The 25542-nt window shown below is 48.4% G+C and carries 27 protein-coding genes and 1 pseudogene; 27 read left to right on the forward strand and 1 reads right to left on the reverse strand.

The window, feature by feature from the left end; all coding sequences use genetic code 11:
- Nucleotides 1-32 precede the first annotated feature (32 nt).
- From AC0QUU_RS06430 to thiI, 13 genes are all read left to right on the forward strand, one after another.
- On the forward strand, nt 33-485 hold the full coding sequence (locus AC0QUU_RS06430; RefSeq protein ID WP_474545307.1) for a MarR family winged helix-turn-helix transcriptional regulator: 453 nt from the start codon (nt 33-35) through the stop codon (nt 483-485).
- Nucleotides 482-2761 carry an ABC transporter ATP-binding protein gene (locus tag AC0QUU_RS06435; RefSeq protein ID WP_474545308.1) on the forward strand — a complete coding sequence of 760 codons (2280 nt, stop codon included), beginning with the start codon at nt 482-484 and terminating at the stop codon, nt 2759-2761. Before AC0QUU_RS06430 ends, AC0QUU_RS06435 begins: the two co-directional genes overlap by 4 nt.
- Nucleotides 2754-4589: an ABC transporter ATP-binding protein gene (locus AC0QUU_RS06440; protein WP_474545309.1), complete on the forward strand. Its 1836-nt coding sequence runs from the start codon at nt 2754-2756 to the stop codon at nt 4587-4589. The genes AC0QUU_RS06435 and AC0QUU_RS06440 overlap by 8 nt, the downstream gene beginning before the upstream one ends.
- Nucleotides 4590-5396: 807 nt before the next feature.
- Nucleotides 5397-5996, forward strand: a complete 600-nt coding sequence (locus AC0QUU_RS06445) for a DUF5104 domain-containing protein (RefSeq protein ID WP_474545310.1) — start codon at nt 5397-5399, stop codon at nt 5994-5996.
- An 18-nt stretch (nt 5997-6014) separates the two neighbouring features.
- Nucleotides 6015-6551 (forward strand): cyclic pyranopterin monophosphate synthase MoaC, encoded by a 537-nt coding sequence (moaC, locus tag AC0QUU_RS06450; protein WP_474545311.1) that lies wholly within the window; start codon nt 6015-6017, stop codon nt 6549-6551.
- Between the two features lie 15 nt (nt 6552-6566).
- Nucleotides 6567-7085 (forward strand): MogA/MoaB family molybdenum cofactor biosynthesis protein, encoded by a 519-nt coding sequence (locus AC0QUU_RS06455; RefSeq protein WP_474545312.1) that lies wholly within the window; start codon nt 6567-6569, stop codon nt 7083-7085.
- A 20-nt stretch (nt 7086-7105) separates the two neighbouring features.
- Nucleotides 7106-8119, forward strand: coding sequence for a GTP 3',8-cyclase MoaA (gene moaA, locus AC0QUU_RS06460; RefSeq protein ID WP_474545313.1), 1014 nt, complete (start codon nt 7106-7108; stop codon nt 8117-8119).
- Between the two features lie 31 nt (nt 8120-8150).
- A complete protein-coding gene (locus AC0QUU_RS06465; protein ID WP_474545314.1) occupies nt 8151-8600 on the forward strand; it encodes an MOSC domain-containing protein in 450 nt (149 codons plus the stop codon).
- Between the two features lie 103 nt (nt 8601-8703).
- Nucleotides 8704-9612: a glycoside hydrolase family 25 protein gene (locus AC0QUU_RS06470; RefSeq protein ID WP_474545315.1), complete on the forward strand. Its 909-nt coding sequence runs from the start codon at nt 8704-8706 to the stop codon at nt 9610-9612.
- Nucleotides 9609-10562, forward strand: coding sequence for a 50S ribosomal protein L11 methyltransferase (gene prmA / locus AC0QUU_RS06475; RefSeq protein ID WP_474545316.1), 954 nt, complete (start codon nt 9609-9611; stop codon nt 10560-10562). The genes AC0QUU_RS06470 and prmA overlap by 4 nt, the downstream gene beginning before the upstream one ends.
- Nucleotides 10562-11317: a 16S rRNA (uracil(1498)-N(3))-methyltransferase gene (locus AC0QUU_RS06480; RefSeq protein ID WP_474545317.1), complete on the forward strand. Its 756-nt coding sequence runs from the start codon at nt 10562-10564 to the stop codon at nt 11315-11317. Before prmA ends, AC0QUU_RS06480 begins: the two co-directional genes overlap by 1 nt.
- A gap of 23 nt (nt 11318-11340) precedes the next feature.
- On the forward strand, nt 11341-12498 hold the full coding sequence (locus AC0QUU_RS06485) for a cysteine desulfurase family protein (protein WP_474545318.1): 1158 nt from the start codon (nt 11341-11343) through the stop codon (nt 12496-12498).
- Nucleotides 12499-12549: 51 nt separating this feature from the next.
- Nucleotides 12550-13752: a tRNA uracil 4-sulfurtransferase ThiI gene (thiI, locus tag AC0QUU_RS06490; RefSeq protein ID WP_474545319.1), complete on the forward strand. Its 1203-nt coding sequence runs from the start codon at nt 12550-12552 to the stop codon at nt 13750-13752.
- A 71-nt stretch (nt 13753-13823) separates the two neighbouring features.
- Here the strand turns inward: thiI and AC0QUU_RS06495 are convergent, their stop codons facing one another.
- Nucleotides 13824-14057, reverse strand: a complete 234-nt coding sequence (locus AC0QUU_RS06495; protein WP_474545320.1) for an HPr family phosphocarrier protein — start codon at nt 14055-14057, stop codon at nt 13824-13826.
- 114 nt (nt 14058-14171) lie between these two features.
- Here AC0QUU_RS06495 and mtaB point away from each other — a divergent pair, with 114 nt between their 5' ends.
- The 14 genes and pseudogenes from mtaB (at nt 14172) to AC0QUU_RS06565 (ending at nt 25542) form a co-directional block, all read left to right on the forward strand.
- Complete coding sequence (gene mtaB, locus AC0QUU_RS06500; protein ID WP_474545321.1) at nt 14172-15512, forward strand: tRNA (N(6)-L-threonylcarbamoyladenosine(37)-C(2))-methylthiotransferase MtaB; 1341 nt, start codon at nt 14172-14174, stop codon at nt 15510-15512.
- Nucleotides 15513-15609: 97 nt separating this feature from the next.
- Nucleotides 15610-15873, forward strand: a complete 264-nt coding sequence (locus tag AC0QUU_RS06505) for an IreB family regulatory phosphoprotein (RefSeq protein ID WP_087151921.1) — start codon at nt 15610-15612, stop codon at nt 15871-15873.
- A 7-nt stretch (nt 15874-15880) separates the two neighbouring features.
- Nucleotides 15881-16336, forward strand: coding sequence for a Holliday junction resolvase RuvX (gene ruvX / locus AC0QUU_RS06510; protein ID WP_474545322.1), 456 nt, complete (start codon nt 15881-15883; stop codon nt 16334-16336).
- A 10-nt stretch (nt 16337-16346) separates the two neighbouring features.
- Nucleotides 16347-16607, forward strand: coding sequence for a DUF1292 domain-containing protein (locus tag AC0QUU_RS06515; protein ID WP_474545323.1), 261 nt, complete (start codon nt 16347-16349; stop codon nt 16605-16607).
- A gap of 55 nt (nt 16608-16662) precedes the next feature.
- A complete protein-coding gene (locus tag AC0QUU_RS06520) occupies nt 16663-17124 on the forward strand; it encodes a Fur family transcriptional regulator (protein ID WP_474545324.1) in 462 nt (153 codons plus the stop codon).
- A gap of 123 nt (nt 17125-17247) precedes the next feature.
- Complete coding sequence (locus AC0QUU_RS06525) at nt 17248-18918, forward strand: ribonuclease J (RefSeq protein WP_474545325.1); 1671 nt, start codon at nt 17248-17250, stop codon at nt 18916-18918.
- Nucleotides 18919-18921: 3 nt separating this feature from the next.
- Nucleotides 18922-19560, forward strand: a pseudogene (locus AC0QUU_RS06530) (O-methyltransferase); the annotation flags it as partial.
- A gap of 137 nt (nt 19561-19697) precedes the next feature.
- Nucleotides 19698-20927, forward strand: coding sequence for a peptidase U32 family protein (locus AC0QUU_RS06535; protein WP_474545326.1), 1230 nt, complete (start codon nt 19698-19700; stop codon nt 20925-20927).
- A gap of 29 nt (nt 20928-20956) precedes the next feature.
- On the forward strand, nt 20957-21760 hold the full coding sequence (locus AC0QUU_RS06540; RefSeq protein ID WP_474545327.1) for a LytR/AlgR family response regulator transcription factor: 804 nt from the start codon (nt 20957-20959) through the stop codon (nt 21758-21760).
- A gap of 187 nt (nt 21761-21947) precedes the next feature.
- Entirely contained in the window at nt 21948-23090 is a 1143-nt protein-coding gene (locus tag AC0QUU_RS06545) for a sensor histidine kinase (RefSeq protein WP_474545328.1), read from the forward strand.
- Nucleotides 23091-23281: 191 nt separating this feature from the next.
- A complete protein-coding gene (locus AC0QUU_RS06550; protein WP_474545533.1) occupies nt 23282-23821 on the forward strand; it encodes an accessory gene regulator ArgB-like protein in 540 nt (179 codons plus the stop codon).
- Nucleotides 23818-23973, forward strand: coding sequence for a hypothetical protein (locus AC0QUU_RS06555; protein WP_474545329.1), 156 nt, complete (start codon nt 23818-23820; stop codon nt 23971-23973). Before AC0QUU_RS06550 ends, AC0QUU_RS06555 begins: the two co-directional genes overlap by 4 nt.
- A 96-nt stretch (nt 23974-24069) precedes the next feature.
- Nucleotides 24070-24423: a hypothetical protein gene (locus AC0QUU_RS06560; RefSeq protein WP_474545330.1), complete on the forward strand. Its 354-nt coding sequence runs from the start codon at nt 24070-24072 to the stop codon at nt 24421-24423.
- Nucleotides 24424-24492: 69 nt separating this feature from the next.
- Nucleotides 24493-25542 (forward strand): ABC transporter permease, encoded by a 1050-nt coding sequence (locus AC0QUU_RS06565; RefSeq protein WP_474545331.1) that lies wholly within the window; start codon nt 24493-24495, stop codon nt 25540-25542.

The raw sequence follows: 25542 nt of genomic DNA on the forward strand, positions 1-25542 counted from the left end.
AAGACTATAGAAAATATTATGGAGGGAAGCAGATGAATTGCGAAACAAATGATATTCCTCTGATGGGGATTATGGGCATTGTGCTGCATAAGATGTTAAATACGGCGAAGGGAATGTATCAGGAATTTGATCTGAACCGCAGTCAGGCGGCAATTCTTTTTACTCTTCACCGCAGAAAGTCAATCTCTCAGAAAGAGCTGGCCAGGGAGCTGAATATGACGGCTCCGTCTATTACTTCAGCCATTCAGAAGATGGAACGGGAGAAATATATCACCCGGGAAACAGACAAATCGGATCAGCGTGTGATGCGGCTTACCCTGGCGGAGCGGGGGAAGGCCTGTATTCAGTCGGTCAAAAATGTCGGAGAACGAATGGATGAGATCATCCAGGGAGGCATGAGCCTGGAGGAACAGCTTCTGTTTCGAAGACTGATACTGCAGGTTAAAGATAATCTGGAAAAATATGAAAGGAAAGAAGAGGTATGAAAAACTTATTCAAATATGCGGCGGAGCACTGGAAAGCTCTGATTGCGATCATTGTAATATTGTTCATACAGGCATACTGTGATCTGTCACTGCCCTCGTACACATCTGATATTGTAAATGTGGGAATTCAGCAGGGCGGCATAGAGGATCAGATCCCAGAGGCTGTTTCCGCGGATGAGATGGAGAAACTGCTTCTGTTTGTACCGGCCGGGGATCAGGATACAGTGCTTGACGCCTATGAGGAAGATGACAGCACGTATGATATGAAAGCCTACGTGCTGAAAGATTCAGTATCGGACAGCGCCGAAAAAAAAGAAGAAATCAGCGGAATTCTCCAGGGGCCCATGATGCTGACAGCGGGATTTGAATCCGGCAGTGATATGACAAAGCAGATTGAAGAACAGATGAAGGCAAATATGCCGGCTCAGACAGAGACCGGGGACATGTCCGTCTTCGATCTTCTGAAAATGCTTCCGGAAGAACAGCGGGCAGCCATGCTGCAGGGAATGGACGAACAGATGGCTGATCTGCCGGATACGATTCTGGAACAGGCAGCGGTGGCATATGTTCAGTCCGCGTATGAAGAGCTGGGGCTGGATATGGACAGCATTCAGATAAACTACCTGATTGTGACAGGCGGTAAGATGGTAGGGCTGGCCTTTCTCGGAATGGCGGCAAGTATTCTTGTCGGCTTTCTGGCGTCCCGTGTAGGCGCGGCTACAGGCCGGGATCTGAGAAGCAGAGTGTTCCACAAGGTCGTAGGATTCTCAAACAATGAGTTTGATCATTTCTCCACCGCTTCTCTGATTACAAGAAGCACCAATGATATCCAGCAGATTCAGCTGCTTACGGTAATGCTTCTGCGGATTGTGCTCTATGCACCGATTCTGGCCATAGGCGGAATTATTCAGGTGTTCCAGACAAATGTATCCATGTCCTGGATTATTGCTCTTGCCGTAATCCTGATCGCGCTGGTAATCCTGGTGCTCTTTGTTGTGGCCATGCCGAAATTTAAGATTCTCCAGAATCTTGTAGATAAACTGAACCTCGTTACCCGTGAGATTCTGACCGGACTGTCTGTAATCCGCGCCTTCAGCACACAGAAGCATGAGGAGGAGAGATTCGATCAGGCCAATCGGGATCTGACCCGGACAAACCTGTTTGTTAACCGCGCCATGACCTTTATGATGCCGGTCATGATGCTGGTAATGAACGGTATTTCTGTTCTTATTATGTGGAATGGAGCCCACGGCATAAGCGAAGGTCAGATGCAGGTGGGAGATATGATGGCATTTATTCAGTACACCATGCAGATTATCATGGGATTCCTTATGCTGTGCATGCTTTCCATTATGCTGCCCAGAGCGGCAGTGGCGGCAGACCGTGTGGAGGAAGTGCTGTCCAGCCAGACTGTGATTCATGATCCGGAGCATCCGGCAACATTTGACGGCCGGAAGAAAGGTGTCCTTACATTCAGCCACGTGTCCTTCCGGTATCCGGGGGCAGATGAAAATGTTCTTCATGATATAACATTTACGGCAGAACCGGGGAAAACTACCGCGATTATCGGCAGTACCGGAAGCGGAAAATCCACGCTGGTAAATCTGATTCCCCGCTTCTATGACGTGACGGAAGGTTCCATTACACTGGACGGAGCGGATATCCGCCGGGTAAGCCAGCATGAACTCAGAGAAAGGCTTGGATTTGTACCCCAGAAGGGCGTGCTTTTCTCGGGAGATATTGCTTCAAATATTCTGTTCGGCAATCCTCACGGAAGTGAAGCCGAGATGAAGGAAGCGGCAGAGATTGCCCAGGCGGCAGAATTTATTGAAGAAAAGCCGGAGGGCTATAAGAGCCCCATCGCCCAGGGCGGCTCTAATGTATCAGGAGGCCAGAAACAGAGACTGTCGATTGCCAGAGCTATCGCAAAACACCCGGAAGTATTCATTTTTGATGACAGTTTTTCCGCTCTTGACTTTAAGACAGATGTTACGCTGAGGAAGGCTCTCCGCAGAAAAACAAAGGACAGTACCGTGCTGATTGTAGCACAGAGAATCAGTACAATTCTCAATGCCGATCAGATTATTGTACTGGATGAGGGTAAAATCGCAGGAATGGGAACCCATCAGGAGCTTCTTGAATCCTGCGAAGTATACCGTCAGATCGCCGCGTCGCAGCTGTCTGAATCGGAACTGGAAAACCAGGGGAAGAGCAGAGACAGCAGCAAAATGATAACAGACGGCGCAGGAGAAAAGGAGGTGCAGTGCAATGGCTAGAGGACCAATGGGAAGAGGAATGCATGGCGGAACGGCAGGGGAGAGCGCTAAGGACTTCAAAGGCACAATAAAAAAACTGTTCCGGTATATGGGCGCGTTTAAAGTCCATATGTTGTTTGTCGCTGTTTTTGCCATATGCGGTACGATATTCAACATTGCGGGACCGAAGATTCTGGGCCAGGCCACAACAGAGATCTTCAATGGCCTGGTCAGCACGGTTTCCGGCGGAAGCGGCATGGATTTCGGCAAGATCGGGAGAATCCTTCTGATTACGCTGGGATTGTATGTGATCAGCGCGCTATGCTCCTTCATACAGGGAATCATTATGACAGGAGTATCACAGAAGACCACCTATCGGCTGCGGAAAGAGATTTCCGAAAAGATCAACCGCATGCCGATGAATTACTTTGACACAAAGCCGGTTGGCGAAGTGCTCTCCCGTGTGACAAATGATGTGGATACACTGGGGCAGAGCCTGAACCAGAGCGCGACTCAGCTGATCACATCTGTGACAACAATCATCGGCGTTCTTATCATGATGCTTTCTATCAGCCCGCTGATGACGCTGGTGGCGATTCTTCTGCTTCCGGTGTCGGTACTGCTGATTTCATTTGTAATGAAGCATTCCCAGAAATATTTCCGGGGACAGCAGGAATACCTTGGAAATGTAAACGGACAGGTAGAAGAAATCTACAGCGGCCACAGCATTATAAAGGCATTTAATAAAGAAGAAGACGTAATCGGAGAATTCAACAGGACAAACGAGAAGCTGTATAACTCCGCATGGAAATCCCAGTTCTTTTCCGGTATGATGATGCCGGTTATGCAGTTTGTGGGCAACCTGGGATATGTGGCGGTAGCCATACTGGGCGGATATCTGACAATCCGGAATACAATCGAAGTCGGCGATATCCAGTCCTTTATCCAGTATGTCAGAAACTTTACTCAGCCCATTCAGCAGGTGGCGCAGGTCGCCAATATGCTTCAGTCCACGGCGGCGGCATCGGAAAGAGTATTTGAGTTCCTGGAAGAGGACGAAGAGGAACAGACAGTTCCAGATCCGGTATCGACAGAAGGACTGGAGGGAAATGTACAGTTTGATCACGTACATTTCGGCTACAACCCGGACAGAATCATCATTAATGACTTTTCCGCAAATGTAAAAGAAGGCCAGAAGATTGCTATCGTAGGTCCTACCGGAGCAGGAAAAACAACCATGATCAAACTGCTCATGCGGTTCTATGACGTAAACAGCGGATCCATCCGGATCGACGGACACGATCTGAGAGAGTTTAACCGCAGTGACTTAAGGGAAATGTTCGGAATGGTGCTCCAGGATACATGGCTGTTCCACGGAACAATTATGGAAAACATCCGCTACGGCAGACTTGACGCCACAGACGAAGAAGTCATCCAGGCCGCGAAAGCTGCCCATGTACACCGCTTTGTACAGACCCTGCCCGGCGGCTACAACATGGAGCTGAACGAAGAGGCAAGCAATGTCTCTCAGGGACAGAAGCAGCTTCTTACCATTGCAAGAGCCATTCTTGCGGATCCGAAAATCCTTATTCTGGATGAGGCCACCAGCTCCGTAGATACAAGAACCGAAGTGCTTATTCAGAAGGCCATGGATAATCTGATGAAAGGACGCACAAGCTTCATCATCGCCCACAGACTGTCAACCATCCGCGACGCGGATCTGATCCTGGTTATGAAAGACGGCGATATCGTAGAACAGGGAAGACACGAAGAACTCCTGGCAAAAGGCGGATTCTACGCGGATCTCTATAACTCCCAGTTCGAATCCGCTGATCAGAGCTGCGCGTAAATCGGGAACTGACGGGATATGGATGTCGGATGAGGTCCGAAAACATCAGAATACAGAACCGGCGAGAAACGTATTCGGAGATCAGATGCGGAAATTCTGAACTCCGAAAGGCGCATCCATCCGTCTGGATTCCGCTGTTTTCTGCGCGCATCCGGGCAGCGGTATTCCCGTCAGATTTCGATTCCCGCCAAAACAAAAGAAACCGGAACTTTTTTGCCTGAGGGTATCTGTTTTCCGACCGGTTTATTGAAAATGGAAATAGCCTGTTTCAGAACAACGGGCAGGATTCGGAGGAATGTAAGTGAATGAAGTTCTGTCTTCGGTTTTTTCTGTCTGCTGAATTTGGAATTATGGGTGACAGTGCCGATTGGATGAAAGCAGAAAATGTCGGAATACGGACGGCAAAATGAACTTTTGGGAGAACGGCTGCGGGGCAGTTCAGTGACTTGGAGCGGGATCTAGTAAAACTTAAAACCCCGGATGCAGGCGTTAGGATTTTCAATGGAATTGTTCGAGCGGAACGTGAGTTTCCATTGAAAATCCTGCTTTTAGCCTGTGTCAGGGGTTTTGTAGTTTTACTATTCCGCGGAACGGAGCTGAAATGCCCCGCAGCCGTTCTCCAAATACGATTTACTGGTTGTTAGTATTCTGGCGTTTTCGGACTCTTCTTCAGTACCATGTCGCCTATAATTTCGAATTTCACATCTACAAATCTTCCCCCGGATGTGGTATGATCGTTATAGTGTATGGGCCGGGAAAGGCTTTCCCGGGCGTGTGTTTTATACCGGTGAGAGGGGCGGTGTTTCTATGAACAGGAAGTGCATTTTTAAAAGAGCGGCGTCGGTGTTTCTGGCGTTGTCTGCAATGTTGTGCCTGACGTCCTGTTCCCAGCTGCGGGCGCTGCAGCTGACGGGGATGATGTCAGAAGAGGCGGAGAAAATTCATCCTATGTCGGAGGAAATTATCCGCTGCCTGACGGAGCATGACAGGGAAGGGCTGAAAGAACTGTTCTGCGACAGAGTAAAGGAAAATGAAGAGCTTGACGGGCAGATAGAAGAGCTGATGGAGTTTGTTCAATGTGATGTATATCTTTCCGCTGATATTGAAGATTCTGCATCGGGCGGCCAGTCCATCGAGTCCGGTGAGATTACAGACTGGACGGTCAGGCCCCAGATTCCCTATGTAAAAGTGCAGGTTGCTTCGGAAGAGGAGGACGGCCGGGATGCGGTCAGATATTATAAAGTAGCGTACGGATGGAAGATTACAGATAAAGAAGATCCTTCTATGGAAGGACTGCACTGGATTGAGGCTGAGCTGCTTAACATGGACGAAAAAGTGTGGATCGGAACAAACGGATTTCTGAATGACGCAGAAGATCTGCAGGAACAGTCCGGGTCAGAAGTATAATAAAGGGGAAGATACAGTATGGGCTTCACGCATTTTGATGAAAACGGCAAAGCGGTTATGGTGGATGTGACCGGCAAGGAGGAAACGCTCCGGGAAGCGTCTGCCACCGGGAAAATACTGGTCAGCCGGGAAGTATTTCAGGCGGTCAGAGCAGGAACCATAGGAAAAGGAGACGTTCTCGGCGTGGCGGCCACGGCAGGAATTATGGGAGCAAAGCGGACCTGGGAACTGATTCCCATGTGCCACATTCTTCCTCTGACCAACTGCAGAATTACATTTGACATGGATGAGGATGAGTACTCGATTTCCTGTACCTGTACGGTGAAAGTGACAGGAAAAACGGGAGTTGAGATGGAAGCGCTGACAGGTGTAAGTGTGGCTCTGCTGACGATTTATGATATGTGCAAGGCGCTGGACAAGACAATGGAGATCAGTGAGATCTATCTGGTGAAAAAAACAGGCGGAAAGAGCGGAAATGTATATAATGGCCGGCACAGCGGCAGAGAACGGCAGGGGCAAAAGAAGTCCGGCCGAAGGGAAATTGAACTGATGTAGGAAGAGGCGGAAGAAATGGAGCAGAAGAGATGGAGAACAGCGGTTGTAACACTGAGCGATAAAGGATACGCAGGAGAACGGGAGGATAAAAGCGGTCCTCTTATCTGTGATATGCTTAGACAGGCCGGTTATGAAGTGGTGGAAACGATGCTTCTTCCGGATGAGATGGGAGAAATTAAAGAGTGTCTTTGTAAATTATGTGATGAGATAAAAGTTGATATAGTTTTTACAACAGGCGGTACGGGATTATCGCCCAGAGACTGCGCGCCTGAGGCTACGCTGGCGGTGGCTGCGCGGAATGTCCCGGGAATCGCGGAGGCCATGCGTCTGGCATCTCTGCAGATTACGCCCAGAGCTATGTTAAGCAGGGGCGTGTCGGTGATCCGGAACGAGACACTGATTATCAACCTGCCGGGAAGTCCGAAAGCGGCCAGAGAGAATCTGGAAGCGGTGCTTCCTTCTCTGGATCACGGTCTGGCGATCCTGAAAGGAAGAGCAGGAGAATGCGGACATGAATCGGATGAAATAAAATAATTTAAAAAGAAAGGAAATTCATGCGCAAGAAAAATATGCAGGATCAGTTCGGCAGAAAAATTGAATATATCAGAGTGTCCGTTACAGACCGCTGCAATCTGCGCTGCATTTACTGTATGCCGCAGGAAGGGGTGCCGGCCGTTCCCCACAGCGAGATTCTGACATTTGACGAGATAGAGCGGTTCTGCCGGATAGCAGCAGAGCTGGGAATATCCCGCATTAAACTGACAGGTGGAGAACCCCTTGTACGCAGGGGGCTTCCTTTTCTTTTGGGAAAATTAAAGCATATTCCGGGAGTGGAACAGGTAACGCTGACAACAAACGGAACACTGCTGAAGGAACAGATCCGGGATCTGGCAGCCAATGGTCTGGATGCCGTGAATATCAGTCTTGACACACTGGACGCGCAACGGTATCATCAGGTGACCCGTGTCGGCAGTCTGGACAAGGCGCTGGAAGGTCTGGACGCGGCTCTCAGGTGTCCGGGGCTTCCGGTGAAAATCAACTGCGTGCCTCTGGAGGACGGGACAGACGACGATCTTCTCCGTCTGGCGGAGCTGGCCCGGAAATATCCGGTGGACGTACGTTTTATTGAGCTGATGCCCTTCGGACCGGGGAAAGAGTCTGCCGGAAGAAGCAACACAGATATAAAAGAAATACTGGAAAGACAGTTCGGAAGTTCGCAGCCATATGAGAAACTGCTGGGGAACGGACCGGCGGAGTATGTTCTCTTTCCGGGCTTCCGGGGCAGAGTCGGTTTTATCAGCGCGCTCAGCCACAAGTTCTGCAGCACATGCAACCGTCTGAGGCTTACCTCAGAAGGAATGCTTAAGCCCTGCCTTCAGTACGGAACAGCAACTGACATAAAGGCTCTGCTTCGGGGAGGAGCATCGGATAAACAGATACAGGAGGCCGTCATACAGACGGTTCTCAGCAAGCCCGCCTGTCATCATTTCAGCGAAGAAGATAATGAAGATGAAAATGGGGAAGGCGGACAGCGGGAAAACAGAGAAATGTCCCGGATCGGCGGCTGACAGAAATCCGGAGGAAAAGTGAGGCATATATATGGGAAAAGTAATTGCAGTCTGCACAAGTCCTGAAAAAGGCACACAGAAGACTGCTGCGGCAGAAGGGAATTTTATAGAAGATTACGGGATTGAAGGGGATGCTCACGCGGGAAAATGGCACCGCCAGGTCAGTCTTCTTTCCTATGATAAAATAGAAGCGTTCAGACAGCGGGGAGCCCGGGTGGAAAACGGCGCTTTTGGAGAAAATCTGGTGGTGGAAGGAATTGATTTTTCCGCTCTTCCGGTGGGCACAAGGCTTGCCTGCGGCAACGTTGTTCTCGAAATCACGCAGATCGGGAAGGAATGCCACCACGGATGCGCCATTTTTCAGCAGATGGGCGACTGCATTATGCCCCGGGAGGGCGTATTCGCGAAAGTAATCCGGGGAGGAAAAATATGCCCGGGCGATGAGATGACTTGCATGGAAAGGAAAATCGTTGTATCTTAAATAGGTGAGTTTTGATTTGAACGCAAAACGGAAGAATTTCTGCTGTAAGCACACTGTGTGCGGATTGAAACGGAAAGAAAATAATTGCGGGAGTTTTGAACAGATGACGCTGAAAAAATACAGAGCTGCAGTACTGGCTTTTTGCATGGCGCTGTTTCTGGCAGGGTGCCGGATGCAGGGAGAAGCAACCGGGACAGAGAAAGATGACTTGAAAGGAATTGACATTGAGGAGAAAGACGGAAAAGAAGTTTATTCATTTGAGGACAAGGCAGGCAGACAGTATGAGGCGGAACTGCTGGCTGATGTTCCCAGATGCACCTATGATTTTTCTTATCTTAAGACAGATAAAAAAACAGGCTATAAACATTACACAGATGAAGAAAACGGAGTGTCTTCCAGAGTGGGAATAGATGTTTCCGAATTCCAGGGAGAAGAGATTGACTGGAAGAAAGTAAAAGCCAGCGGGGTAGAATTTGTGATTATCCGTCTGGGATATCGGGCCTACGGCGAGAACGGAGAACTGGTAATGGACGACATGTATGAAAAAAATGTAAAAGAAGCGCAGGATGCCGGCCTGGAGGTGGGAGTATATTTTTTCTCTCAGGCCATCAGCCCTGCTGAGGCGGTGGAGGAAGCGGAGTATGTTCTGAAACATATCCGCGGCTATGATATAGACGGGCCGGTAGTATATGATACAGAAGACATTGAATATAGTGATGCCCGGACAGACAGAAATACAAGACAGGAGTTTACCAATTACTGTAAGGTTTTCTGCGATACAATCGAGTCGGGCGGCTATGAACCGATGATCTATTCCAATATGAAATGGATGGCCCGTACGCTTATTATGGAAGAACTTACAGATTATGATTTCTGGTATGCAGATTATCACGCGGTGCCCCAGTGCCCGTATAAATATAAGATCTGGCAGTACAGTGAGACAGGAGAGGTGCCGGGGATTACCGGCGGTGTAAATTTAAACCTATGGTTTCAGGAGGATGAAGAAGAATGAAGTGGAATAAATTCCGGTTAAAGACAACGACCCAGGCAGAGGATATCGTAAGCAGTATGCTGATGGAACTGGGGATTCAGGGAGTGGAGATTGAGGATAAGATTCCTCTTTCCCAGTCAGATAAGGAGCAGATGTTTGTAGATATTCTGCCGGAGACAGAGCCGGATGACGGCGTGGCGTACTTAAGTTTTTATCTGGAAGAGGATGACGATAAAGACAGTATTTTAAGTCAGGTAAGACAGGAGTTAAAGGACATGTCCGCCTATGTGGATGTAGGCGAGTGCCTGATTGAAGAGTCTCAGACCGAGGACGTGGACTGGGTGAATAACTGGAAACAGTATTTCCATCAGTTCTATGTAGACGACATTCTGATCATTCCTTCCTGGGAGGAAGTAAAGCCGGAAGACAGCGGAAAAATGGTAATTCACATTGATCCGGGCACGGCGTTCGGAACCGGAATGCATGAAACTACCCAGCTGTGTATCCGCCAGATCAGAAAATATGTAAAGCCGGATACAAAGATTCTGGACGTAGGCTGTGGAAGCGGCATTCTGGGTATGCTTGCCCTGAAATTCGGAGCCGCGTATTCTGTGGGAACAGATCTGGATCCCTGTGCCATTGACGCCACCCGGGAAAATATGGCGGTAAACGGAATCCCTCAGGACAAGTATGAGGTTATGATCGGAAATATCATTGACGACCGGGATGTGCAGGATAAAGTGGGATATGAGTGTTACGACATCGTGGCGGCAAATATTCTGGCTGATGTGCTGGTGGAACTGACGCCGGTGATCGTTCATCAGTTGAAAAAAGGCGGCATTTACATTACCAGCGGCATTATTGACGATAAGGAAGATACAGTTGTAAAGGCTGTTAAGGATGCAGGACTGGAAGTGCTGGATGTGACATACCAGGGCGAGTGGGTCTGCGTGACAGCGAGGAAGAACTGATGCAGAATTTTTTTGTAGAGATATCGTCGGTACAGGACGGGATAATCCGTCTGTCCGGCGCAGATGTAAACCATATGAAAAATGTCCTCCGCATGAAGCCGGGAGAGCAGGTGCAGATCCAGGACGGACTGGGTATTACTTATACCTGCCGTATTTCCGGATATGAGGACAGAGAAGCGGTTCTGGAGATTCTTGAGACAAAAGCCGCGGATACGGAACTGCCTTCCGCCCTTTATCTTTTTCAGGGGCTTCCCAAAGGAGATAAGATGGAGTGGATCGTGCAGAAAGCCGTGGAGCTGGGAGCGGCCGGAATTATCCCCTTCGCGGCGGGAAGATCCGTTGTGCGTCTGGACGAGAAAAAGGCGGAGAAAAAGACAGCCCGGTGGCAGGCCATAGCCAGAAGTGCGGCAGAACAGTGCGGACGCGCCGTTATACCGGAGGTGAGCCGCCCGGTTTCCTTTGCGGAAGCTCTGAAACAGGCGTCAGAGCTGGATGTGATTCTGATTCCGTATGAACTGGAGCGTGGGATGGAAGAGACGGCGGAGATTATCCGGAATATCCGGCCGGGACAGTCTGTGGGGATCTTTATCGGACCGGAAGGCGGCTTTGACGCGGAGGAAGTAGAGAAAGCAAAAGCGGCGGGAGCTCGGCCGGTCTCCCTGGGTTCCAGGATTCTGCGGACAGAGACAGCGGGAGTTACAGCCCTTTCGATTCTGATGTATCATCTTGAGAGCCAGGGACATAATTTAAAGTAAGAAAAGAGAAAAGGAAAGGAACAATGGAAGTTTATCTGGACAATTCTGCCACGACCATGTGTTATCCGGAAGTGGGAGAACTGGTATATAAAGTAATGTGTCAGGACTATGGCAACCCATCGTCCATGCACAGAAAAGGAGTGCAGGCGGAGCATTATATCCGTGACGCGAAGGAGACGCTGGCAAAACTGCTGAAAGTAAATCCCGGCGAGATTTTCTTCACATCCGGAGGCACCGAAAGCGACAACCTGGCTCTGATCGGATGTGCCAGAGCAGGACGCAGGAGAGGGAATCATCTGATTACCACATCCATTGAACATCCGGCAATCCTCAATACCATGCGGTATCTGGAAGAAGAGGAAGGATTCCGGGTGACTTATCTGCCGGTGGACGCGGCAGGAAGAGTAAAACTGGATGCGTTAAAAGATGCGCTCTGCCCCGAGACAATACTTGTATCGATTATGTATGTGAACAATGAAGTGGGAACGGTTCAGCCGGTCGCCGAGGCGGCAAAGATTGTCAAACAGTACAATCCGTCGATTCTGTTTCACACAGACGCGGTTCAGGGCTTCGGCAAGTACCGGATCTGGCCGAAGCGCATGGGCATCGATCTTCTGAGCGCCAGCGGCCACAAAATCCATGGTCCGAAAGGCGTGGGCTTCCTTTATATCGGACCAAATGTAAAGATCAGACCCATTCTGTTCGGCGGGGAGCAGCAGAAAAATATCCGCTCCGGTACAGAGAATGTTCCGGGCATAGCAGGACTGGCTCTTGCATCGAAAATGATTTACCGGGATCTGGAGATGAAAACTGCCCTGATGCGGGAACTCAAAGGCCGGTTTCTGGAAGGAATAAAAAAGATTGACAATACAGTGGTGCACGGCCTGACCGATGAGGGCAGCGCGCCTCACATTATCAGTGTGGGAATCGCGGGAATCCGGAGTGAAGTTCTTCTTCACACACTGGAGGAAAAAGGAATTTATGTTTCTTCCGGATCGGCCTGCTCCTCCAACCATCCGTCGGTGAGCGGCGTGCTCAAAGGAATCGGAGCGGCCAGAGAATACCTGGATGCCACCCTGCGTTTCAGCATGTCAGAGTTTACAAAAAAAGAAGAAATTGACTATACACTGGAAACACTATATAATTGTGTACCGACACTTCGAAAATATACGCGGCACTGACCAGAAAATATACAGCCGGCCGCCTGTGATATACAGAAAAAGGAGAAAAACATGGAATTTCATTCGTTTTTGATCAAATACGGGGAAATCGGAATCAAGGGAAAGAACAGATATATGTTCGAGGACGCTCTTGTCCGCCAGATCCGCTATGCGCTCTCAGATGTGGACGGAGATTTCTATGTCCACAAATGTCACGGAAGAGTATATGTGGACTGCAATGGAGAATATGACTATGAGGAGACTGTGGAGCATATTTCCCGTGTCTTCGGTATTGTGGGCATCTGCCCGGTTGTACGAAAAGAAGTAAAGGAAATAGAAGAGCTGAAAAAGGACGTGGTTTCCTATATGGGCGAGATGTACCCGGAAGGAAACTGTACTTTTAAAGTAGAAGCAAGACGCGCCAATAAACGGTATCCTATGAACTCCATGGAGATCAACTGCGCGCTGGGAGAGGCTGTGCTGGACGCGTTTCCGGATATGAAAGTAGACGTCCACAATCCGGATGTACGTCTGAATGTGGAAATCCGGGAGGAAGTCTATCTGTACTCCGAGATTATCCCCGGTCCGGGGGGAATGCCGGTGGGAACAAACGGAAGCGCAATGCTTCTTCTCTCCGGCGGAATCGACAGCCCTGTGGCAGGATATATGATCGCGAAGAGAGGCGTGGAGATTGAAGCGGTATATTTCCATGCTCCGCCGTATACAAGTGAGCGTGCGAAAGAAAAGGTTATGGATCTGGCAAAACTTGTTTCCGTTTATTCGGGGCCGATTAAGCTCCACGTGGTAAATTTTACAGATATCCAGCTTTATATTTATGAAAAATGTCCCCACGAAGAGCTGACGATTATCATGCGCCGGTATATGATGCGGATCGCGGAGCATTTCGCGAAGAAAGACGGATGTCTGGGTCTGATTACCGGGGAAAGTATCGGCCAGGTGGCCAGCCAGACCATGCAGAGCCTTGCGGCTACAAATGCGGTGTGTACGCTCCCGGTATACCGTCCCCTTGTGGGATTTGACAAAAGGGAGATTGTGGAGATCTCAGAGAAGATCGGCACCTACGAAGTATCCATACAGCCGTTTGAGGACTGCTGTACGATCTTTGTAGCAAAACATCCTGTTACAAAGCCGAATCTTGAGCGGATCGAAAAATCCGAGCTGAATCTGACAGAGAAGATTGATGAACTGATGCAGACGGCTCTGGATACGACAGAGACAATTATCATCGGACAGAAAGAGGCAGACTCTTTTTAAGAGTCTGCCCCGGTAAGTTTTACAGCAAAAAAAGAAGCTGTCTGGTTCAGGCAGCTTCGCGGTTTTTCTATTTATTTGATAATGTAGGAATCCAAAGCTGCAAGGATGTCGTCAACATTGCCGTCAGCGTGTATGTTGAGGTCGATCGGTTTGGAAAGGTCAAGACTGAAAATTCCCATGATTGATTTGGCATCTATAACATATCTTCCGGATACTAAATCGAAGTCATTGTCATATTTTGTAATTTCGTTGACAAAAGATTTAACTTTGTCGATTGAGTTTAATGAAATCTGTACTGTTTTCATTTTAAATTCCCTCCTTGAATTATACAATAAAGTAAGGGCCTTAACCCTACGTATATTCTACGGGATGGGATGGTAAAAGTCAAGAAACAATAAGGAAAAAAGAGGTAAAAACCCATGAAAAAAGCGGCGTTGCACAATCTGGGATGCAAGGTAAATGCCTATGAAACAGAGGCCATGCAGGAAATGCTGGAAAAGGCCGGATATGAGATCGTTCCCTTCAGAGAAGGGGCGGATGTTTACATCATCAATACCTGTACTGTGACCAATATCGCGGACCGGAAATCCAGGCAGATGCTCCACCGCGCCAGGAAGATGAATCCGGACGCGGTGGTAGTGGCGGCAGGCTGCTATGTACAGGCACAGAATACCAGAGAAAATACAGATCCGTGTATTGATATTGTCCTGGGAAACAATCATAAAAAGGATCTCATAAAAGTGCTGGAGGAATACGAAGCGAAAAAAGCAGCTCAGAAAGAATCTGCAGATGCGGCAGAAAAATCAGATGTTCAGAAGAATATTCAGGATATTGAAGAAATCGGACAGACAAAAGAGTATGAGAAACTTCATCTGACGAAGCCCGGAGAACATACAAGGGCCTACATCAAGGTGCAGGACGGCTGCAATCAGTTCTGCACTTACTGCATTATCCCTTATGTAAGAGGAAGGGTCCGCAGCAGAACGGTGGAGGATGTGCTGGATGAAGTGCGGACTCTTGCCGGAAACGGCTATCAGGAAGTGGTGCTGACAGGAATCCATCTGAGCTCTTACGGCATTGATTTTGACGGAAACCGGCATCTTCTTTCCCTGATTCAGGCTGTCCATCAGATTGAGGGCATCCGGAGAATCCGCCTTGGCTCTCTGGAGCCGGGAATCATTACAGATGAATTTGCCCGGGCGCTGTCGGAACTTCCGAAGATGTGTCCCCATTTTCACCTGTCTCTGCAGAGCGGATGCGACGACACATTGAAACGGATGAACCGCAGGTATACCAGCGAAGAGTACTATGAGAAATGCTGTATCCTGCGCCGGTATTTTGACAATCCGGCCCTGACTACAGATGTGATTGTGGGATTTCCGGGAGAGACGGAAGAAGAGTTTCAGAAGTCCAGGGATTTTGTAGATAAAGTTAATTTTTATGAAACCCATATATTCAAATATTCCAGGCGGGAGGGCACCAGGGCCGCTGCTATGGAAAATCAGGTCAGCGAGCAGGAGAAAGCCCGGCGCAGCGCCGTCCTCATCGAACTGGGGGAGAAGAAACGGAAGGCTTACGAACAGAGTTTCCTGGGAAAAGAAGTAGAAGTGCTGGTGGAAGAGGAAGCTGTGATTGAGGGGAGACCTATGCAGACCGGACATACGAAAGAGTATATCCGGATTGCTTTTGAAGGAGACAAGAGCCTGAAAAATACCATTGTAAAGGTTCGAGTTGATAATGATTTACAAATTATTCATTGAATTTTGCAGGGTATTATATTAGAATTGTAAATAGGGTATCTGGGGCTTGCCAGAGGAACAGTTAAACAGCATCATGACGTTTAAGGAGGATATAACAATGAGTGATTTAAGCAATACTCAATTCTTTCAGGTAGAGCCGGGACCGCAGATTTCAGCAAAAGATATTCTTGAGATCGTGTTCAAGGCACTGAAGGAAAAGGGATACAATCCGGTCAATCAGATCGTGGGATACATTATGTCGGGAGATCCGACCTATATTACCAGCTACAACGGCGCAAGAAGTCTTGTGATGAAAGTAGAGAGAGACGAGCTGGTAGAGGAACTGTTAAAAGCGTATATCGAACATAATTCATGGGAATAATTTCATTATGAGAATTATGGGACTGGACTACGGCACGAAAACCGTAGGCGTGGCTCTGAGCGATCCCCTGGGGATTACGGCTCAGGGACTGGAAACGATTGAACGCAAAGAAGAGAACAAGCTGAGGAGAACCTGCGCCCGGATTGAAGAGATTATCCGGGAATACGGCGTGGAAAAGATTGTACTCGGGTTTCCGAAGCATATGAACAGTGACATCGGGGAACGGGCGGAAAAGAGCCTGGAGTTCCGGGATATGCTTACAAGGCGTACAGGCCTGGAAGTGGTGATGTGGGATGAACGTCTCACCACAGTAGCGGCGGAGCAGACGCTGATTGAAAGCGGCGTCCGCCGGGAAAACCGCAAGAAGTATATCGACAAGATCGCGGCGGTGTTTATTCTGCAGGGATATCTGGATTATATCGGCATGCAGAAGGAGGAGCAGCCGGACGCGGACAGCTTATAAGGGGTTTTATATGGAAAAAGTAAAATTTGTCTTCCGGGACGGAAGCGGCGAGGATGAGTTCTTTGTTCTGGAAGAGACGAAGATAAACGGAGCGGCATACATACTTGTGTCAGACTCCGAGGACGATGACGGCGAATGTCTCATTTTAAAAGAAGTGGAAGAAGAGTCCCAGCCGGAAAGCGTCTATGAGATCGTGGAAGACGAAACCGAGCTTGCGGCAGTGTCAAAGGTTTTTGAAGAACTGCTGGAAGATGTAAGTATAGAAATGTAATATCTTCGGATGTTTACAATAAATTTATTTACTGCAGGGAGACGAAAGAACACTGATGGAACAGAAAAAAACAGAAGATCTGCTGAAAGAGAAGTTAAAGGAAAAAGGGCTGAAGGTCACACACCAGAGGCTTAAGGTTCTGTCGGTGCTGGAACAGAACAGCGGCGTGCATATGACCGCAGAGGACGTCTATGAGCTGGTGTCTCAGGAGTGCCCGGAGATCGGGCTGGCGACAGTGTATCGGACACTGCAGCTCCTCTGGGAGATTCAGCTTGTGGACAGGATCAATCTGGATGACGGGTGTGTAAGGTACGAGATCGGGCATCTGATTAAGGGAGATGCGAAACACAACCATCATCATCTCATATGCAGAGCGTGCGGCAGGGTGATTCCTTTTGCTGATGATCTGCTGGATGATCTGGAGCATCACATTGAGGAAGCAACCGGATTTCATGTTCTTGACCATGAATTAAAGTTCTACGGATTATGCAGAGAATGCAGGGGGAAAAAGGCATAGTTCTTTTTTCAACGGGCAGTTCACAAAACTGCTGTTCTTTTTGTGCCCGGAAGTAAGTGAAGTTCTGTCGGAATCATACAAAAACGGCGGAAATACATAATTAAAATGGAGGTGTTTCAGAATTTGAAAAAAGAGAAAAACGGAAAACTGCGTATCATACCTCTGGGCGGGCTGGAACAGATCGGTATGAATATTACTGCCTTTGAGTACGAAGACAGTATTGTTGTGGTGGACTGTGGTCTGGCATTCCCGGAGGATGACATGCTGGGAATCGACCTTGTAATCCCGGATGTCACTTATCTGAAGGACAATGCGTCCAAGGTGAAGGGATTTGTCATCACCCACGGCCATGAGGATCATATCGGCGCTCTGCCCTATGTTCTGAAGGAAATTAATCTTCCCATTTATACTACAAAACTGACAATGGGAATTATTGAAAATAAATTAAAAGAGCACAATCTTCTGCGCAGTACAAAGCGCAAGGTCGTGCAGCACGGACAGTCCATTAATCTGGGCAAGTTCCGGATTGAGTTTATCAAGACAAACCACAGTATCCAGGACGCTTCCGCGCTTGCTATCTATTCACCGGCGGGCGTGGTGGTCCATACCGGAGACTTTAAGGTAGATTACACGCCGGTATTCGGCGACGCCATTGATCTGCAGCGGTTTGCCGAGATCGGAAAGAAAGGCGTTCTCGCCCTTATGTCCGACAGTACCAACGCGGAGAGAAAAGGATTTACCCAGTCCGAGCGGACCGTGGGCATTACCTTTGACCACATATTCGCAGAGCATCAGAATACCAGGCTGATCATTGCCACCTTCGCATCCAACGTGGACCGTGTGCAGCAGATCATCAATTCTGCTTACAAGTACGGCCGTAAGGTTGTAGTGGAAGGCCGGAGCATGGTCAACATCATTTCCACAGCGTCAGAGCTGGGCTACCTGAACGTGCCGGACAACACGCTGATTGAGATTGACCAGATGAAGAATTATCCGCCGGAGAAGATGGTGCTGATCACAACCGGAAGCCAGGGCGAGTCCATGGCGGCTCTGTCCAGAATGGCGGCGGACGTGCACCGGAAGGTGACGATCCAGCCGAACGACACGATTATCTTCAGCTCTAACCCCATTCCCGGAAATGAGAAATCCGTTTCCAGAGTAATCAACGAGCTGTCCGCGAAAGGCGCGGAAGTCATCTTCCAGGACGCCCATGTGTCGGGACATGCCTGCCAGGAGGAACTGAAGCTGATCTATTCCCTTGTGAAACCGAAGTACGCCATCCCGGTTCACGGCGAGTACCGCCACTTAAAGGCGAATGCGGGAGTTGCCAGATCTCTTGGCATTCCGAAGGAAAATATCTTTATCATCCAGTCCGGAGACGTGCTGGAGCTGGATAAAGACTCCGCGAAAGTAGTAGACAAGGTACACACCGGCGCCATCCTTGTGGACGGCCTGGGCGTGGGCGATGTGGGAAATATTGTACTCCGGGACAGACAGCATCTGGCCGAGGACGGTATCATTATCGTAGTGCTGACTCTGGAGCGCAGAACAAACCGTCTGCTTGCAGGACCGGATATTGTGTCCCGCGGATTTGTATATGTGCGTGAGTCCGAGCAGCTCATGGGAGAGGCGAAAAAGGCGGTCAGCGACGCCCTTGATAAATGCCTGACCGGCAGACATACGGACTGGAACCGGATCAAACTGGTGATCCGCGATGCCATGAACGATTATATCTGGAAAAAGACAAAACGGAAACCTATGGTAATTCCGATTATTATGGATGTGGATGTGTAATATATGATAGTAGATGAACGTATCGTCACATTCATCAATTCTCTGGATACAGAGAACAGCAGAATACTTGAGGAGATTGAGAAAGAGGCTCATGCTTCGGATGTGCCGGTGATCCGGCGGGAGATGCAGAGCCTCCTCAAGGTTCTCCTTATGCTCCAAAAACCTATGCGCATTCTGGAGGTCGGAACTGCCATAGGTTTCTCTGCGTTATTGATGAGTGAATACGCACCGGATGAGTGCAGAATTACAACAATTGAGAATTATGAAAAGAGGATTCCCATTGCCCGCAGTAATTTCGCACGGGCAGGGAAGGAAGACGTGATCACGCTGATCGAGGGAGACGCGGCAGAAGTGCTGGAAAAGCTGGAAGGAACTTACGACTTCATCTTTATGGATGCGGCCAAAGGCCAGTATATCCACTATCTGCCCCATGTGCTGCGGCTTCTCCCGGAGGGGGGCTGTCTTGTCTCCGACAATGTGATGCAGGATGGGGACGTGATCCAGTCCCGCTTCGCGGTGGAGCGCCGCAACCGGACCATTCACGCGAGAATGCGGGAATACCTGTATGAGCTGAAGCACAATCCCCTTCTGGAGACAGCGATCCTGCCCCTGGGCGACGGCGCGGCAATAAGCGTAAAACAGACCGGAGCCCGGCAGAGTGAGGAATATCAGGAAGAACGGATTCCGGCGCAGAAAGATGGGAGCCAGGCAGAGCAGGCTCCGGCGCGGCAGGAAGAGCAGGAGCAGCATCAGAAGACAGAAAAGGAAGGAGAAAAACAATGAGCAGACATCCCGAATTACTGATTCCGGCAAGCAGTCTGGAAGTTCTGAAAACGGCGGTTATATTCGGCGCGGACGCGGTCTATATCGGCGGGGAAGCATTCGGCCTGCGGGCGAAGGCAAAAAACTTTTCCATGGAAGAGATGAAGGAAGGAATCGAATTTGCCCATGCCCATGATGTAAAAGTGTATGTAACGGCAAATATTCTGGCTCACAATGAAGATCTGGCGGGCGTGCAGGAGTACTTCCGGGAACTGAAGGAGCTCCGGCCGGACGCTCTGATTATCGCGGATCCGGGAGTCTTTGATATTGCGAAGGAGATCTGCCCGGAGATCGACCGCCATATCAGCACCCAGGCAAACAATACCAACTACGGCACATATAACTTCTGGTACCGCCAGGGGGCAAGCCGGGTGGTGTCCGCCCGGGAACTGTCCATGAAAGAAATCAGAGAACTGCGGGAGCATATCCCGGGGGATCTGGAAATCGAGACCTTTATCCACGGGGCTATGTGCATCTCCTACTCCGGCCGGTGCCTGCTGAGCAATTACTTTACCGGCAGGGACGCCAACCGGGGCGCATGTACCCACCCCTGCCGCTGGAAATACGCGGTAGTGGAGGAGACAAGGCCGGGGGAGTACATGCCGGTCTACGAAAATGAGAGGGGCACCTATATTTTCAACTCCAAAGATCTGTGCATGATCGAATACATCCCGGAACTGATCGACGCGGGAATCGACAGCTTCAAAATCGAGGGGCGTATGAAGACTGCCCTTTATGTGGCGACTGTGGCCCGGACCTACCGGAAGGCCATTGACGACTATCAGAGAGATCCGAAGCTGTACCGGGAAAATATGCCCTGGTATCTGGACCAGATCTCCAACTGTACGTACCGTCAGTTTACCACGGGATTTTTCTTCGGAAAGCCGGATGAGAAGACTCAGATTTACGACAGCAATACCTACCGGAAGGAGTATACTTACCTTGGAATCGTCGGACAGGTAAAGGACGGTCTGTGCAGGATCGAACAGCGCAACAAATTTTCAGTGGGAGAGACTATAGAGATTATGAAGCCGGACGGAAGAAACATTGAAGCAGAAGTAAAGCGGATCATAAATGAGGACGGGCAGGAGCAGGTGAGCGCGCCGCATTCTAAGCAGGTGCTGTACGTGGGGCTTACGGAAGTGCCGGAGAAGTACGATATCCTCAGAAGAAGCGAGAAGGAATAGAACAGCTGCAGCGGCGGGAGAAGATTGCTATGATTGATATTTATCTGTGTGAAGATCAAAAAGAGCAGCTGAACCATCTGAAAAGCTGGCTTGGCCGTTATATTGAGGAAAGCGGGACTAAAGCCCGTATCGTCTCGGCGCGGACCAGTCCGGCAGAGACGCTGGAAGACGAAAGCCGCGGCAGGGAAGGCGCGGGAAATTCGGAGGCTCTTTCAGGATATGATCATGAAAACGGCGTTGGAAGTATTCGGCTGTTTTTCATCGACATCCGGCTAAGCAGCTCCGGGATGGACGGATTCGGGCTGGCGGAGAAAGTGAAAAGACGAAACGCCGACGCTTACATCGTATATCTGACTTCAAAGAGCGAGTGGGCATACAGAGCGTTTGAGTATCCTTTTGAGGTGCTGGATTATATTGTAAAAGATCCGGCGGAATATTTAAGTAAAGAGCTGAGCACCAGGATGAAAGAGCGGCTGGAGAGAATTTTTCGACGGATCAGCCTGAAGGAGAAGGAAAAAGATGACTGCATTCTCGTGGAAAGCGGAAGCCGGATGGTTCGGGTAAAAAGAAGGGATATTATAAGTATAGAGGCAATAAAGGGCAAACATCAGCTGGAAATTATTACGGAAAATGGAATGATTACCACCCAGATGTCTCTAAAAGAGATTGAAAAAATGCTGGACGACAGAATTATATATGTGAATAAGTCCTGTATCATATTCAAAAACAAAATCCGGGAAATAGACCGGAAAAACAGGATGGCGATTATGACAAACGGAAAGAAGATCGAGATTTCCTACAGAAAGGTGAAAGAAGTGTGTGGGCTTCTGTAGCAGCGGAGGAGAGAAAAGAAATATGGAATCGCTTATATCATATTTGGCGTCAGGATTTTTTAATACTGTGAGTCTGACAGTGTTGTTGACGGAAAAACTAAAATGCTGGCAGTATATCTTATTGATCGCATATATATCGATATGTGCTGCTCTGGCAGGACCAGAAGGCGGACATATTGTCGGGCTTTTGATAATCCCGGGAGCCCTGGCGCTGCTTGCCCTGATGGTGAAAAAATACCGGGTGGAGAATATATGTCTGGCCTGTACGGGTTATCTGATGGAGGTTTTCCTGAATAATGTTCTGCTGGCAGCTGTTGCGTTCCTGTATGGGATCAGCGTTGCGGAACTGATCAGCAGCTATGTTCTCTGGTTTTACGCGGCTTTTTTGATTGTACTTTTTTTGTTTATGGGGCTGTTAAGACTTCTTTTATACCAGAAACTCCATATGCTCGAATACCTGGAGGGAAGAAGTACGATCGCTTATGGCCTGCTGGGAAATCTGTTTCTGTATATGGTGGTATTTCTGATCCTTATCTCAATGGGACAGGGGGCCGGATACAGTACAAGAGCCATTGTGCTGAATTGTGTACTCTTTTTTATATCTCTGACTGCCAGCAGCGCTCTGATCGTCAGATGCATAAAGACCATACAAAGCGAAGAAAATATGAAAGCACAGATGCGGCAGCAGGAAGTAACCAAAAGCTACATATCCGGACTGGAATATATGGTGGATGAGATGAGCGCTTTTCGCCATGATTATAAAAATATACTCTCCACAATGGCAGGATATATCCATGAAAACCGGATAGAAGAACTGAAGGTATTTTTTGAAAATCAGATTCAGGACGCCGCGCCGGATAAGGAGAGTAAAGGACAGGCATGGAGTTCTCTGAGAAATGTAAGGCCCATGGAGCTAAAAGGATTTCTTTATGAGAAGGTGCTGACGGCCATGTGCGGGAATATCGTGGTGCAGGTAGACATTCCCAGGGATATAGAAGTATGCTGCAAAGATATGAAGGAACTGGTACGGATCCTGGGAGTATTTCTGGATAATGCCATTGAAGCAGCAAAAGACTGCAACCCGGCAGGGGCGGTGTATATCCGGCTGGAGAAAACAGACAGAGGAGCAATGTTCCAGATCGAAAATACATACAAAGAAAAGCCGGAGCTGTCGAAAATGTATGAAAAAGGATGGTCTACAAAAGGAGAAGGCAGGGGCAGAGGTCTGTATTGGGTGAAAGAACAGATTCACAAACATAAAGAACTGTATCACGAATGCAGGATTGAGAATGACCGGGTGATACAGAGGCTGGAGATTGAAAATAACTAAAAGTAAAACGCTGTGAGATTTTTTGGGAAATTTCGCAGCGTTTTTTAACGTTCATGTCGTAAATCGCTACGTTCATGCAAAAGCGTTGAAAATGACAGAACAGACTGTAAAATAGAAAGCATAGAAGGAACAGAGGAGAGAAGTTCATCCGGTACGGAAACAGTAAAGTTATGAAAGATTATACGCATGAATTGTCCAGCGTGATTGGCAGGAAAATGAGCAGAATAGAGAATTACTCTAAAGAGAAGGAGATTGTCGTTACATATGGAATTGAACTGATTCTGAACTCTTTGCTCAAGGCGGTTATTTATATTTTGATCGGAACACTTCTTGGAAAGACGCTGGAAGTCGTGACTGCGATTGCTGTATTTGCCGCTTTAAGAAAGTGTGCGGGCGGCGCCCATGCCAGAAGCGATACAGGGTGTTTCTTTATAACAGGTGCAATCGTTTTCGCATCGGCATTTGGCACGGGCTTTCTGATGCATTGTCCAATCTTATATAGCGTGCTGCCTCTTATTTCAGAGGTATTGTATCTGGGCTTTGCTCCCTACGATGAGTATTATGAGAACCAGAAAGACAGCAAAGCGTGGAGGAGAGCGAAAATAAAGGCGCTGCTTCTTGTAAACGGATTATTCGGAGCAGGAATGATGCTGGGACGGTACTGGGGCGGAATTCTTATCTTATCTGTTTTCCTGGAAGGAATTACTTTAGTCAGGAGGGCGAAAGGATGAAGAAATTAACAAAACTTGTTGAAAACATTGCAGTTTATACGGCTGAGAGAAGTGTGGGAAAGAGTGCTCCACTTTGTGTACATAAAGTGGAGCAGCCGGATCGACTGGAAGAATTGCTTAAGAGATGCAAGGAAGACAAGGATCGGGATTAGGAGAAAGGAGAGGTGAGTTCAATGGTTTGAATTGTAAAAGGATAATAGAAGAGAAACAGAGGAGAAAATTAAGAAATTTGAAAGGAGAAATAAGTTATGAAGATCAAAAATACAGTTAAAAGATTTACCGGTGTTCTTTTTGCCATGATTCTTGCGGTATCGTTTTTACTGCCGGCGCAGGCGGCTACTTATGCATATAATTCCGGCCGTCTAGTGACAAATCCAACTAACAGCAAATTAAAACAAGCAGTTACAACAGGCGGAAGTGCCTATGATGATAGAGGGTATGGAATCAATGCATATCTGGGTGCAGGAGTAGCAATAATAGGTGAAGATGATCAGTGGAGAACAATTAATTTTACAGGCAGTACAACTCGAAGTATTGCATCAGGCTATCATGCCGATGTAGTAGGTGGATTATACTACTGTGGTCCAGAAGATAAGAAGTAGTTTTTATATATCCATAAATGCATATGACTATGCATCTATGGATACTATTTTACAGAATGGAGGTGCGCTGTGAAACTATTTCACTGGAGAATCAGCAAAAGTACTCTTCTGCTGGGATTTAATATATTTCTTGTGATTACAGCCGCATTTTTGCTTCTGGTTAATATACAGTCCAGAAGGGAACTGGAGGACAGTAAGAGAGGATTTTATTCTGAGCAGGCTTCCTATCTGATCAATGAAGAAAGCGGATGGGATGCTGTAGAAGAGATTCTCCAGGGGGATGACTGGAATGACGGGATTGTTTATAAAAAAGGCCTGGAGATGAATTCGGATACCAGAGGAGTATTCTATAAAGGGAATTTCAAGAAGCTGCCTCTTATTGAGGGAAGGTATTTTACGGAAGACGAGGTGGGCAGTGATTCCAGGAAAGCTATGCTGGGGCGGAAATATGAAGAAGATATCTATGAAGAAGGGGGCGCCTGGTATATTGACATACTGGGGGAGAAGTTTGAGGTCATCGGGATCTTCGGCAGCGCGCAGGCCACCAGAATGGACAGTATGAAGTGGATCCCTCTGGAAGCGGCGGCAGAGCTTGCCGGTGCAGAAGGGGACTATATCGTGGACGGAAAGTCGGAAGCATTGATCGAGCATAATTCCAGCCTGCTTGAACAGGTGATGGAACCGGACTGGACGACGGAAATCAAAGTGATGAATGATGCAGGGGAGCCGGTGGAATCCTCATATCCAGAAAGAAATAATAATGTAATCGAGAAAATATATCTGGCCATTATCTTTTCATTTATTCTCAACATGATCCTGGCCGGAACCTACTGGGGAAGGCATACGGCACAGCGGATCCAGGTGGAAAAAATGTCCGGCTTTTCCGGCGGGCAGATCCTGTTGTCGGTTTTGGCAGAGTATTGTAAGATCGCGTGTGCTTCTTTGGTTCTGGCCTGTATCCTGATCTTCATCGGCGTCCTGTCCCGGATCGTCACAGCAGCGGGGTGGATCCAGCTTGCAGCGGCGGCGGGAATTATTATTGCCGGTGAATTTGTAATCGTATGTGTAGGGTTAGTGCGGTATATCTGGAGCAGAAAGATATCGCTGAAAAGGGTGTGA

Source organism: Mediterraneibacter sp. HA8405 (assembly GCF_056148955.1).